The sequence below is a fragment of the Virgibacillus proomii genome (assembly GCF_018916875.1).
GTDB lineage: Bacteria > Bacillota > Bacilli > Bacillales > Amphibacillaceae > Virgibacillus > Virgibacillus proomii_B.
Map to the genome: position 1 here is coordinate 601,308 of NZ_JAHLNO010000019.1, position 13,940 is coordinate 615,247.

The following is a 13,940-nucleotide window of genomic DNA, read 5'->3' on the forward strand; positions in this document are numbered from 1 at the left end:
TTTATAACGATATTGGTTAACATGAATCTTGTGAAAAAAACCACATTATATGATACGATGTTCTTAATGCAACTTAACAAAATAGAAATCAAAAAAGTAAAAAATCATCATTTTTTAGTATGTTAAGTAAAGATAAAATTTTGCTCGATAGATATTGTGAAATATAAGTGCAACTAAAGTAATCTCCTGCGTCAAAGGCTTGAAGCCGGCGAAAGTTTTCCAATAAAATAACAAGCCATTACTAAATATATCTCAAACCCTTACACTAAATCGAATTAAGGTACGGATACTCAGCCTGTAAACCCTGAGCTTTTGTTCAGGTTGTCTTTTTGTAAAAATTTGCTGAAGTCTATTTATTATTCACTTTTACGGGCAAAAATTTTTTATTTACTTAAGTTATTGAACTATGTCAAATAATGGGGAATAAAAGGTCTAATGAGAGGTCTGCTTTATCACATGTTGAGTTTTATGCGTTACGAAAGGAAGCGAAGCAAATGATTAAAATTACCCCAATATTAATTGAAAATGCAAAGATATACACGGAAGAACAAGTTATAGAGAACGGGGCTGTGTTGATGCAGGCAGGGAAGATTACTAATATTTACCAGCCTGATGGTATACCTCGTAGTTTACCAGAAAATCTAAAAGTGATCGATGGAACTGGCTTATCTGTGATACCAGGGTTTATAGACGGTCATATTCATGGTGCAAATGGTGCAGATGTGATGGATGCTACAGAGGAAGCCTTAGATACGATGGCTTTAGCGCTGCCCAAAGAGGGGACGACAAGCTTTTTAGCTACAACTATTACTCAAGCACCTGAACAGATTGAACAGGCACTTATAAATGTGCGAAATTATGTTAATAAACCTGGTCAAGCAGAAATAATTGGCGTCCACTTAGAAGGTCCTTTTATTGAAAAAGAAAAAGCAGGTGCTCAACCATTACAGTATATTATGAATCCTGATCCTGATGTATTTGATCGTTGGCAGGAATTATCTGGTAATCAAATAAAGACCATTACGATGGCCCCTGAACTTGATCCGGAGGGAAGTTTTATAAGCAAATTAGCTGCTAGTGGAGTAAATGTATCTGCTGGGCATACAGATGCCGATTTTTCCCAGATAAAATGTGCGTTAAAACATGGAGTCCGTCAAGTTACTCATCTATGCAATGCAATGAATGGAATCCATCATCGTGATATCGGTGCAGTGGGTGCAGCAATGGAATTAGAAGAGTTACGAGCAGAATTAATTGCCGATGGGATTCATGTAATTCCAGAAATGTTGCAAATTATTTATCGCAATATGGGAAGTAAAAGATTACTTCTTATAACAGACGCTATGCGTGCGAAATGTTTACCACCTGGGGAATACGAGTTAGGCGGTCAGCCTGTACATGTTTCAAAAGATAGAGCTTTATTAGAAAATGGAACGTTGGCTGGGAGTATTTTGAAGATGCATGAGGGAGCTAAAAATATGCTCCGTCTAAACGATGTTTCATTAAAAAATATTATTGAAATGACGTCTGTTAATCCGGCAAAACAAATTGACATATATGAAAAAAAAGGAAGTATTACTCCTGGAAAAGATGCTGATGTACTGTTGGTGGATAAGCATTTGTCAATTAAATATACCATTTGTCGTGGAGTAATTGCATTTAAGGGAGATGAAAGTAATGGAAATCATTAAAGTTAGAAATTATGAAGAGATGAGCAAGCGAGTAGGTGAAATAGTTATTGATACGATCAAGCAATTGGATAAGCCAGTATTAGGTCTAGCTACTGGATCTACACCAGAAGGACTATATCAGTATCTAATAGAAAAACATAAAAATAGTGAAGTATCATTTAAGCATGTGACTACATTTAATCTAGATGAGTATGTAGGCTTAGAAAAGGATGATATTAATAGTTATAATTATTACATGAATGAAAAACTATTTAAGCATCTAGATATTCCACGTGAACAAACACATTTGCCAGATGGAAATGCTTTGGATTTAAATGAAGAGGCATTAGAATATGAAGCACGTATTAAAAATGCAGGAAACATTGATTTGCAAATTCTTGGTCTTGGCTTAAACGGACATATTGGTTTTAACGAGCCGGGGACTTCTTTTACAAGCAGAACCCATATTGTGCAATTAGATGAATCTACCCGTCAAGCCAATGCGCGTTTCTTTATTTCAATAGACGAAGTACCTACACAGGCAATTACTGCAGGAATTGAAACAATTATAGAAAGTAAGCAGATTGTTATGCTTGTTTCTGGTGAAAATAAAGCAGAGGCACTAGCACGCCTAGTAAACGGTGAAGTAAGTGAAGATTTTCCTGCATCCATTCTCCAAAAGCATGATAATGTAAAAATTATCGCGGATGGAGCTGCTTGCAAGCTGATATAGGAGCTTAGTAGAAATAGGTACAATTTTTATAGATAAGAACAAAAGCTAGAAGTGCTTAGTTAGCGAAGTACAAACGGCAAAACTTCTGAAGCGATAAAGTGAAACTTCATTCAAGGAGTGTTTTTCTCCTTGAATGTTAGTTGAACGAATCGGGCATTTAGGTGCCGTTTTCTCCAATTTAGACTTCGCTGTATTCTCTGTAATTTTGAAGTGAGAGTCTTACGGCACCTTACATGCGGGATAAAGTGAAACTTCATTCAAGGAGTGTTTTTCTCCTTGAATGTTAGTACCTTAATGGTATGACCTAAAGCCCTTAAACGAATCGAGCATTTAGATTCCGATGTTAACTTATCGTAGGAAGGAGATCGAAGTTTGCTAACAGCACAAGTGCTTAAGCTGGACGAAGCTACTTTTAAAAAGTTATCTACCATGGACAAACGGATAGATTTTCCCTAAACAATAAAAAGCCGCCCAAAAGTTTGTTTATCAAGCTTTTGGGCGACAGCTATTATAAGCTGAGCAATGTGAACAATGGATTTTCTACATATCAATTTCTATATAGGTTGTATCCGTTTCGGTAATCTGTGCTTGGTCATTCGTATGATCAACGATAAACTCTCTAAAACCCTTCTCTTGTCCAACTTCTACATAGACAATAAACTCTACCTTATCAGTATAGTTAATCGTTTTAAGGATATAGTTTGATTGACGTAAGGCATGTTCCAGTTTACCGGATAATGTGTAATCCACAATAATCGAGAAGCCTTGCATTCGTTGTCTTTTTACAACTCCTGTTGTTTTTATAGCTTGAGATGTCGTATTGCCATAAGCGCGAATTAACCCACCCGCACCAAGTTTTATGCCTCCAAAATAGCGTGTAACAACTACAGCAGTATCTTTAAGCTGTTGTTTTTTTAAAACTTCAAGGATGGGTACTCCAGCAGTGCCACTTGGCTCACCGTCGTCATTTGCTTTCTGAATTTGATCGTGTTCACCAATTAAATAAGCTGAACAATTATGAGTGGCATCATAATGTTTTTTTTTGATTTCTTGAATAAAAGCTTGAGCCTCTTCTTCAGTTTCCACTCGTTTAACATAACCAATGAACCGGGACTTTTGGATGACTAACTCATTCATCCCTTGGTGTTTTACGGTATAATATTTATCTAACAACTTGCATACCCTCCTAATTATCGTTCATGATAGAATAAGGAAAGCTATTAAAAGCTTACGGAAATGAACATATTTGAGTATAAAGAAGCACAAGAATTATTCTCAAGTATGCTAAAAGACCCTATAAAAAAATTGCTGGTATGCGTATAATTATATCATAGGTTGGTGGAAAATAATGGCGCAGAGAATTAGTGAAAGAGCTTTAGACTATATTATCAATGAAATGATTGAAGTAGTAGAGAATAGTAAAGATGAGATTTTTAATATTAGCGAAGAAGCGAGAACAGAGCATGAGCATCTTGTAAAAGAATTAAAGGAAACGAAGATCAAAGTGGCGCAACATATTAAAGATGGAGATGAGCTGGAGCAAAAGGTCCGCTTTTCTCGGAGACGCTTAGCCGAAGTGAGCAAATATTTTGATCGATATTCGGAAACGGAAATACGAGAAGTATACGAAATGACTCATGCGATGCAAACTAAATTAGCTATGCTGCGTCAGGAAGAAAGTGTGTTGCGTGAAAAGCGAGATGATTTAGAACGAAGATTAGTAACGTTAGGCCAAACGATTAAGCGAGCAGAAGGGTTAGCAGGAAAAATTTCTGTCGTTCTAAATTATTTACAAGATGACTTTCAACAAGTAAACGAAATGCTTGAAGAAGCAAAAGAAAAGCAAGAATTCGGTTTGAAAATAATTGAAGCTCAAGAGGAAGAAAGGCGAAAGATATCAAGAGAAATTCATGATGGACCAGCACAGATGCTGGCTAATATTCTATTACGCTCGGAACTCGTTGAGCGTACTTGCCGTAATCGAGACGTAGAGCAAGCCTTAGAAGAAATTAAAAGCGTACGTAAAATGATACGATCTTCCTTATATGAAGTACGTAGAATCATCTATGATCTTCGCCCGATGGCTTTAGATGACCTTGGCCTTATTCCAACGATCAAAAAATATGTAGCTACCATTTCTGATTATAATGAGGTAAAGATTGAATTTATTTCGATGGGTGAAGAAAAGCGATTACATCAAAAATATGAAATAGCTTTTTTTCGGCTAGTTCAGGAAGCGTTGCAAAATGCTGTCAAACATGCAGAAGCCTCATTGATTCAAGTAAAGTTGGAAATTGGTAAAAGTAGTCTAACCATGATTATTAAAGATAATGGAAAGGGTTTCGACCCATCTATGAAAAGGGACAAGTCATTTGGATTAATCGGTATGAGAGAGCGGGTTGAAATGCTGGAAGGAGAAATGGAGATTTCCTCCAAAATTGGAAAAGGTACAACTATTTTCATAAAGGTTCCATATACCTCGGTATAGCGGTATAATATAAAAAGAAACTGAATTGTTATATTAAATATAATGCGTTCTATCATAAATAGCTTCTAGATTAAATAAAACAATTCTATATGGGAGGAACGAATACATGACTGCGGAAAGAAAATTACGAATTATATTAATTGATGACCATAAGCTGTTTCGAGAAGGAGTTAAAAGAATTTTAGATTTTGAACCTTCTTTTGAGGTGGTAGCAGAAGGTGATGATGGGTCAATGGCTGCAAAGCTTGTGAAGGAGCATAATCCAGACGTCGTGCTAATGGATATTAATATGCCGAATATGAATGGTGTTCAAGCAACAACAGACCTCGTTCGCTATTTTCCTAACACGAAAGTTATCATTCTCTCAATCCACGATGATGAAAGTTATGTCACGCATGCATTAAAAACAGGAGCACAAGGTTATTTGCTTAAAGAAATGGATTCAGATGCACTTATTGAAGCAATTAAGGTTGTAAGTGAAGGTGGATCTTATCTCCATCCAAGAGTTACTCATAATTTAGTGATGGAATATCGCCGTCTTGCTAAAGACCATGTTTCTTCTCTGTCCGATAATGGTGTTGAATATCGCCAACCACTTCATTTGTTAACGAAAAGGGAATGTCAAGTTCTACAATTGCTAGCAGATGGAAAAAGTAATCGGGCTGTAGCTGAAACATTATATATTAGTGAAAAAACTGTCAAAAACCATGTGAGTAATATATTGCAGAAAATGAATGTGAATGACCGTACGCAAGCTGTAGTTGCTGCTATTCGTAAAGGATGGGTTGAAGTTATTTAAAGGCAGCTAGTTAAATCATGTAACAAATACTCCAAACTTAAAAACTTCATTATAATAACGAAGATACATGGTGTCACCATCCTTTTTGGAAGTGGCACTTTCATCTTATTTCCCCTTTTTTCTAAACGACGTTAGTTTTGCCAAGTATAATAACGTTTTAAAGTGGACGGTAAATGATAGTTTAGCTTAAGAGGCGTAAGTGTATAAAACAAACAATGAGAATAAAAGAAAAATCCTATCATGAATAATGACGAGGGAAAGGTTCTTCATATGCCAGGTTATTTTTCTGTCTGTAAAAGAATGCATTTTTTAATGCTTTCATGTAAAATAAAATGGAAACTGTTCTAATAAATGCTCATCGTTTAATAGTGGGCTAAAGTACATGAAAGAGGAGAAGGTTTGTATGAAAGTTGCTGTAATGACAGACAGCACGGCTTATATAGACAAAGAGATACGTGATAAACATCAGATTTATATGGTACCTTTAAGTGTCCAATTTGCTGATACTTCTTATCGTGAGGAAATTGACATTACAACAGATGAATTTTATCGGAAATTAAAAGAAAGTAAGGAATTACCAAAGACTTCTCAACCATCGATCGGAGATATTACAAGCTTACTAGAAGAACTAGCAAAAGATTATGATGCAGTTATATCTATTCATCTTTCCAGCGGTATTAGCGGTACATATCAAGCAGTGGTAAGTGCAGGGGAAATGGTAGAAGGAATTGATGTTTATGCCTATGATTCTGAAATAAGCTGTATGGCTCAAGGTTTTCTAGTACTAGAAGCCGTTGAATTGATTGCAAAAGGGAAACAACCAGCAGAAGTTATTAAACGGCTTGATGAAATCAAAGTAACTACACGCAGTTATTTTATGGTTGATGACTTAAGTAATTTACAGCGTGGAGGGCGCTTAAATGGTGCTCAAGCAATTATTGGCAGTCTCTTACAAGTAAAGCCGATCCTGCATTTCGTAGACAAGATTATTGTACCGTTTGAAAAAATCAGAACAAAGAAAAAAGCCATCCAGCGAATACTTGATTTACTGGAAGAAGATGCTTCTCAAGGCCAGCGATTAAAAATAGCGTTTATTCATGCTAATAGGGAAGGAGAAGCAATAGAACTGCAACAAAAGTTCTTAGCTAAATATCCGGATATGGATACGACCATCAGCTATTTTGGACCGGTAATTGGTACTCACTTAGGAGAAGGAGCATTGGGAGTAACCTGGTATAAAAAATAAATGATTTGTTAGCCAATAAAAAACCTCTACTAATTTTATATTAGGGAGGTTTTTTATATGTTAAATGTTTTAACACATAAGCTAAACCGGTGAAAAATGTAACGTTTTAAGTAAGCCTTATCAACAGAGCAGCACCTAATCTAAGGTCAAATTGTTTTTCCTTTTTAGTAATAAAATAGTGATTTTTTGAAAAATTCCCTCTTGACATTCTATTGTTTACGATATATAGTGGTGGTTAAGTTTAAGGGGATGTTCAAAAAGTTAAAATGACACAGTGAATTTAAGCGTTGTCTAATAAAATTATATCCGTTCCTACATGGTAAATTTTAAAAATTAGCAATGTTTAACTTAAGTGCTAAAGCTGTAGCAACCCACCACTAAACGAGCGCTTCTAGCTTTTGCTCTTGGTTTGTTTCCCGTGGTTCCTAACTGTACCACACACTGCGCTAACGAAACTACGCTGCCTTGAACTTCGACTCAACAGAACGTGGTCGTGTCGGCGTTGCATAGGTTTCATAATCTTAGTCACCTTGGTCTTTCTTTTTGAACACGCCTTTAAATAAAAAAATTATGTATATTATTTTCTTATCCAGAGAGGTGGAGGGACTGGCCCGATGAAGCCCGGCAACCTTGTGCATTCGCTTGCGCAATAAGGTGCCAATTCCTGCAAAACTGTTTTTGTTTTGAAAGATAAGAGAGGTGGTGCAATGTCTTCTATAGCCTCTCTGTCTTTGACAGAGAGGCTTTTATAATAGTGGGTATGAAACTATATTCATTCAACATGGAGATTAGCTTTTTTGTACTATAGGAAAGTATAACATTTTATGGTTTATAGTATAAGAAAAACTACAGCTTTCGCTAAAGACTTGGCGATAAGCCAAGTTTTTCTAAAAAAAGTAGCTTCACTGTCTAGCTTAAGTGCTCCCAACTGTAGCGAACTTTGATCTCCTTCCTGCGTTAAGTAAAACATCAGCTTGAATTTAAAGGAAGGTCGACTAAAAAGCGGGCTTGCCGCTCACGCTCAGGCGTCGGCTTACCCCTATTTTAGAGGTATGTTTTCTTTATCCCGAATGGAAGGAGCCCTATTTCTCTCATCTAAAAAATCTGCTTATCATTTTCGAGCTTTATGAGAGAAGCGACTCCTAAATGCTCAATTCGTTTGGATCGACAAGACAGAGGAGCTGTGGCAGCAATACACCGCAAATTTTTCAAGGATAGGGAAAGCTTCGACAGCGACACATCGTGATTTTTCAAAGACAGGGAAAGCTACTTGAATAGACAGCGCACGTAGAAAAAGCGTTCTTCTTTTTCAAGGACAAGAAAAAACTACGATAGCATTACATTGTACGTAGAAAAAGTGTTCTTCTTTTTCAAGGACAGAGAAGTTTCGGTATAATCCCCTAAAAATTTTGGATTTGAACAAAAAGTGCACTCTTACAATCGTCTGTGCAATAGTTTGATGCAAATATTAACCAATTAACGTCAAACTGTAGTTTGACTGAACTACTCCCTTGGATAAAAGTGTACTTAATTTATCGGAAAAGAATGTTTTTATTGCCAGAACAAAAAACAGTGTTGTATGTTTAGCAAGGTTAATTAAGATAGCCGAAAGGAATGTTGTTTTTAATGAATGTATATGGTGTATGGTTGTTCTAAATTCTAAGCCTTGGTTTGGGGTCATTGCAACCGTTACGATATTATTTATCCCGCATGTAAGGTGCCGTAAGACTCCCGCTTCAAAGAGCCTGAGTTGATACAAAAGGGTCTCAGTGGTAGAAAACGGCACCTAAATGCCCGATTCATTCAACTGCATCACAAGGTATAGTGCTGTAAAATCCGACAAGATGAGGATACTGCATTTATTTTTTGGTAATTTCTTCTATGTTGTTATCATGAAAGGTTAGAAGAAAGTTTTCAGGAAGTCCGGCAGAATAATACATTGAATTTTAACGTTTGCTTATTTCTGGGGGCTTATGTTTCCAGTAAGTTTTTTCTACTGGCTGAATTATTCGGTCTTTGCTAGAAGTAAAAATATATTGGAGGTTTATTTAGATGGATCAAAGAGAATTGCGAAATTGTTTTGGGCATTTTGCCACGGGTGTATGTGTAGTAACGTGGAAGGATGATAACGACAACCGAAAGGGAATCACAATTAATTCATTTACTTCTGTTTCCCTTCATCCACCTCTTGTATTAATTTCTATCAAGAAGCAATCAAAGTCATTAAATAGTTTAAAAAAACAAAAATTTATAGTCAATATTTTATCTGCAGAACAAAAGGAGTATGCACTTTATTTTGCAAGGCAGTCACAAGAAGATCTAGTTATTGACTGGCAGAAGGATTCGGATATTGGTCCCAAACTGAACAATGCGGTTGCAACAATGGAATGTACATCCTGGGCAGAGTATGAGGGTGGAGATCACTTGCTTCTATTAGGGCAGGTGGTAACTTTTTCCTATAACGAAAATGAATGTTTGTTGTTCCATAAAGGAAAGTTTTTACAAACAAAAACGGAAACTATAATTAAATAAAGGCCAAAGGAGAAAAAGTAAAATGAGTATTCGAGCAGGAAAGCAGTATCTAGAAAGTTTACGAAATAGAAAATCAAATGTGTGGTTAAATGGGAAACGGATTGACAATATTGTAGATCAGCCATATTTTTCACAGCCTATCAAGGAAATTGCCAAGCTGTACGATATGCAGCATAATCATCAATACCAAGATAAAATAACATATATTTGTGAAGAAACTGGCACAAGAGTCAGTAATGCATTTTTGATACCTGCTAAAAAGGAACATTTACAAATGCGTCGACAACTCTATGAATTATGGGCAGAATCAACGTTTGGTCTCATGGGGAGAACACCAGATAGTTTAAATTCGGTTATTACTGGGATGGCTGCAAACCATTTATTTTTTCGTAGGTATGGGAATGAGTATGGAGATAACATTATCAATTATTATAAGTATATGAGAGATCATGACTTGTTTTTAACGCATGCCATTGTAAATCCACAAAATGATAGAAGGAAAACCTCATACGAACAAGAAAATGAATTCACACATTTGGGGGTTGTTAAAGAAACAGATGAAGGATTAATTGTAAGAGGGGCAAAGATGTTGGCTACACTTGCACCAATCGTAGACGAAATTATTATTTATACGTATCCTGGTTTTAGACCAGGAGATGAAAAGTATGCTGTTGCATTTGCTTTGCCAATCGATACCCCGGGCCTTCATTTATATTGTCGGGAGCCAGCACAGGACGGTCAACGTTCGACCTGGAATCACCCTTTAGCATCAAGGTTTGAAGAAGCGGATGCTTTAGTAGTATTTCATGATGTGTTAGTTCCTTGGGATCGTGTATTTATTAATCAAAATGTAGAAGCCGCTAATTTACTTTATCAAACTGCAGGTGTTAATCACCAGTCAGCGCATCAATCCGTGGTAAGGGGATTTGTTAAGCTCGCTTTTGTAACAGAGGTGACGTGTGCTCTTGCCGATTCGGTCGGCGTAGATGAGTTTTTGAATGTTCAAAATCAATTAGCGGAACTAATTCAAAATACAGAAACGGTTAGAGCACTTCTTTATACTGCTGAGAATCAGTACGAAATTTGTTCTACAAAAGAGATAATTCCTAATCCTTTAGCGGTAGAAACAGTGAGAGGGGTATTACCGGTTATCTATCCAAGAGCAATACAAATATTGCAAACCATTGGTGCAGGTGGCTTATTAATGTCACCATCGGAAGGGGATTTTACTAATCCTGAAATTGCTGATGATCTGCATAAATATTATACGGGGAGACGAGAAGTAACATCAGTAAGGAGAGTTAGATTATTTAAGCTCGCTTGGGATCTATGTGGGGAAGCTTTTGGACAACGACTTGTCCAATATGAACGATATTATTCCGGTGATCCAGTAAGGAAAAGAGGAGTATTTTATAAGCAATATAAGAAAAGTAATCCGTCCTATTCACGAGTAGACAGAGCATTAAAAGAAGCGTTGCAGCTTTCTGCAACATCTCAAGTAAAAGCATGAAAATAATTATAGATTTAACATGAAAAAGTTGCTCCATCAGGTAACTATCTGATGGAGCAACTTTGGAAATTTAGCTTATAGATTCACTTATTTCCTCCTTGTTAAAATCAGCTCGTTCTCGTAGTGAACGATACTTGAACATAAAGACAAGAAATGACAGTACGGCAAATAGAGCAAAATAAATTAGTAATATGCTAATATTTTCCCACATATTGGATGTATTTCCTAGTGTAATAATATTTCGATAGCTGTTTATAGAATACGTAAATGGTAAAAAGATACTTAGATTACGTAATTCTTCTGGAAGCATATCAACTGGCAACGCTGATCCCGTTGTAGATAATTGAAGAACAACAAATGCTAACGCAAGGAATCTACCAATATTTCCAGCTAAACCTACTAAGAATAAAACAATCATTAAGAAAGTTAAGCTTACCATAATAGAAAATAGGACGAAGGAAATACTGCTTTGTACATCCAGTTTTAATACAAATAGGGTATACAAAGAGATCATTAATGCTTGGATGGTAGCAAGCATAGATAATTTTGCAATTTTACCAGTAAACCATGCTGTTGCTGATGGAGGTAAAGTAACTGGCTTTCGATATTGAACCGCAAAAGACATGATCAAGACCCCAACGTACAGTGCCAATGTTAAAATATATGGTGCATTTGAATCACGATAAAATGGAAAACTATTAATCACTTCACCATCTAAAACGACAGGTTCAGCAAACATCGCAATATTTTCCTCTTCCGGATCGATACTGCTCGTTCGCTTAGCGCCTCCTTCAAGACCTTCATACAATTCTTCACTTCCATCAGATAGTTGCCCTAGTCCTCCGTCTACTTGTGATACACCATCAGTTAATGTTACCCAACCTTTTTTCACCGTTTGATTTCCTTCGCTTACTTGACTGGCACCATCGTACAATTTTGTTGCGCCGGCGGATAGCTCCTGCCAACCACTTTCAACTGTTTTGTTACCATCACGAATTTGCGATGAACCATCATGCAGTTGCGTTGCTCCTGCTGTAAGATCATTCCAGCCACTTTCAACAGCTGCATTCCCATCTTTAACTTGTTTTGTCCCATCATGTAATTTAGCAACGTTTGTCTGTAATTCTTTCCACCCGACGGCTACTGTTTTGTTACCGATGGCTACTTCCTTTGATCCGTCCGCTAATTTGCTTGCACCGTTTTGTAATTGCTGTTGTCCTTCTACAAGCTGACCGAGTCCATTGTCTAAGGTGGTCACCCCAGAGGTAAAGTCATTTTTTAGTCCATCTCTTAATTCATTAGCTCCATTTACCAGTCTTTGAAAATCTTTTTGTTTTTGTGGAACAGTTTTTAAATTTTCATTTAACTGTCCCATGATCATTTTGTAGAGAACATTATCTTTTAATCCATCGACACTGTTAGGCAGTTGTTCAAGAGCTACCTGCAAGTTTTGCATCGATTCAATTGTTTCATTAACACCTACTTGTGCTTGTTGAACGCCTGCAGCTAATTGTTCGCTTCCCGGCAGAATTTTTTTATTTAATCCATCTTTTAACTGTGCACTTCCGTCCTTTGCTTGTCTGGCGCCTTCCAGTAATTCTGTTGCTCCAGATTGCAGCTCACTCGCTCCATCTGCTAATTGAGAAGCACCATTTGATAAACGATTAATATCCGATGATTTTTCATTTAAAACACCTACTAGTTGTGAAGTTCCATCACTTACTTGTTTAGCGCCATCTGCAAGTCTTGCAATATCACTTGATTTATTTTGTAAATTACTTAATAGGGTACCGGTTCCGATGTTTAATTCTTGAGCGCCATTGGCAAGTCTCGTTATATCTCCCTGTTTAGAAACTAAAGATTCTTTCATTATCCGGTTGCCGTCTTCAACTTGTTTTGCTCCATCAACTAAACGTCCTATATCGGAGGACTTTTCATTTAATGAATCAAGAATTTGTTCAGAACCATCTTTTAATTGTCCTGTACCATCATTAATTTGTTTAGCACCATCTGCAGCTTCTGTGAATCCATTAGCAACTTCTTTCAATTGTGAAACAACATTTTCTACATATGTTGCGGTAATTTGTGCAGACAATTGTGTTTTTAATGTTTCAACAGCTTTATTAGTGACTTGGGCAGCCATGAAGTGCAATCCTTCATTTTGCGTATATTTTAATTCTGGTTTTATTGGTTCGTCATCAAGTACAGTCAATGCTTTTTCTGAAAAATCTTCAGGTACTTCAATAGTCATATAATATTTCATGTTATCCATACCATTTTTAGCTTCTTCAGACGAGACAAAATCCCAACCTAATAATTTATTTTCTTTTAAGCTGGCAATCAAGATTTCGCCGATATTTATTCTTTCTCCATCTGAAATAGCGCCTTGATCGTTATTAACAACAGCAACTGGTAAATTATCTGTGTTATCATATGGTCCCCATTTCGGAGATAACATGATCATTGCATACACAAGCGGCACTAATATCCCTATACAGACAGATAGAAGTACATACCGATTTTTGAAAATACGTTTCATCTCTGCGGAAATATAACCCGCTTTTCCCATGAAATATCCCCCTTTTAGTTCTCATTGTCTTTTCATATAAGAGATTGATGAAAAATTTGAATAAAATGATAAATAGAATTTCAATGTATGTCAGAATGGATAACAAGTCTTGGAGTTAAAACGATACCAGTGGAAAAACTTTCATCGTTCAACAGATAAGGGCAACCTAAGTGGTTGTCTTACGCCAAACACTTGTCGGTCAGCTAAGTTTTTCTTGTTGTTTAGGAAACTCTATCCGTTTGTACATGGTGGATAACTTTTTTAAAAAGTATCTTTACGTTTAGATTCATTGCTTGTGCTTTTGTACTTTAAGGATAAGAAAGACGTCAACATATATAACTAGATATGGCATTTTAGCTGACCTCAGCTTTTTTATTCTGGAACGTGCACTAA

The 13,940-nt window shown here is 36.4% G+C and carries 9 protein-coding genes and 1 riboswitch; of the genes, 7 read left to right on the forward strand and 2 right to left on the reverse strand.

Going from position 1 to position 13,940, the window contains the following annotated elements; translation table 11 throughout:
* Nucleotides 1–494 precede the first annotated feature (494 nt).
* Both nagA and nagB read left to right on the forward strand, forming a co-directional pair.
* Nucleotides 495–1,691 (forward strand): N-acetylglucosamine-6-phosphate deacetylase, encoded by a 1,197-nt coding sequence (gene nagA, locus KQI21_RS10085; RefSeq protein WP_216484049.1) that lies wholly within the window; start codon nt 495–497, stop codon nt 1,689–1,691.
* A complete protein-coding gene (gene nagB, locus KQI21_RS10090; RefSeq protein WP_216484050.1) occupies nt 1,678–2,403 on the forward strand; it encodes a glucosamine-6-phosphate deaminase in 726 nt (241 codons plus the stop codon). Before nagA ends, nagB begins: the two co-directional genes overlap by 14 nt.
* 540 nt (nt 2,404–2,943) lie before the next feature.
* Here the strand turns inward: nagB and KQI21_RS10095 are convergent.
* A complete protein-coding gene (locus tag KQI21_RS10095; RefSeq protein WP_216484051.1) occupies nt 2,944–3,576 on the reverse strand; it encodes a YigZ family protein in 633 nt (210 codons plus the stop codon).
* 175 nt (nt 3,577–3,751) lie between these two features.
* Here KQI21_RS10095 and KQI21_RS10100 point away from each other — a divergent pair, with 175 nt between their 5' ends.
* The 5 genes from KQI21_RS10100 to KQI21_RS10120 all read left to right on the forward strand — a co-directional run bounded on the left by KQI21_RS10100 (nt 3,752) and on the right by KQI21_RS10120 (nt 10,978).
* Nucleotides 3,752–4,891, forward strand: a complete 1,140-nt coding sequence (locus KQI21_RS10100; protein ID WP_253291384.1) for a sensor histidine kinase — start codon at nt 3,752–3,754, stop codon at nt 4,889–4,891.
* Nucleotides 4,892–4,997: 106 nt separating this feature from the next.
* Nucleotides 4,998–5,690 carry a response regulator gene (locus tag KQI21_RS10105; RefSeq protein ID WP_216484052.1) on the forward strand — a complete coding sequence of 231 codons (693 nt, stop codon included), beginning with the start codon at nt 4,998–5,000 and terminating at the stop codon, nt 5,688–5,690.
* Nucleotides 5,691–6,093: 403 nt separating this feature from the next.
* Nucleotides 6,094–6,936, forward strand: a complete 843-nt coding sequence (fakB, locus tag KQI21_RS10110; RefSeq protein WP_216484053.1) for a DegV family protein — start codon at nt 6,094–6,096, stop codon at nt 6,934–6,936.
* Between the two features lie 582 nt (nt 6,937–7,518).
* Nucleotides 7,519–7,633: riboswitch (SAM riboswitch) on the forward strand.
* Between the two features lie 1,355 nt (nt 7,634–8,988).
* Nucleotides 8,989–9,468, forward strand: coding sequence for a flavin reductase family protein (locus tag KQI21_RS10115; RefSeq protein ID WP_216484054.1), 480 nt, complete (start codon nt 8,989–8,991; stop codon nt 9,466–9,468).
* A gap of 22 nt (nt 9,469–9,490) precedes the next feature.
* Entirely contained in the window at nt 9,491–10,978 is a 1,488-nt protein-coding gene (locus KQI21_RS10120) for a 4-hydroxyphenylacetate 3-hydroxylase family protein (protein WP_216484055.1), read from the forward strand.
* 70 nt (nt 10,979–11,048) lie between these two features.
* Here the strand turns inward: KQI21_RS10120 and KQI21_RS10125 are convergent, their stop codons facing one another.
* A complete protein-coding gene (locus KQI21_RS10125) occupies nt 11,049–13,547 on the reverse strand; it encodes a YhgE/Pip domain-containing protein (RefSeq protein ID WP_216484056.1) in 2,499 nt (832 codons plus the stop codon).
* Nucleotides 13,548–13,940 lie beyond the last annotated feature (393 nt).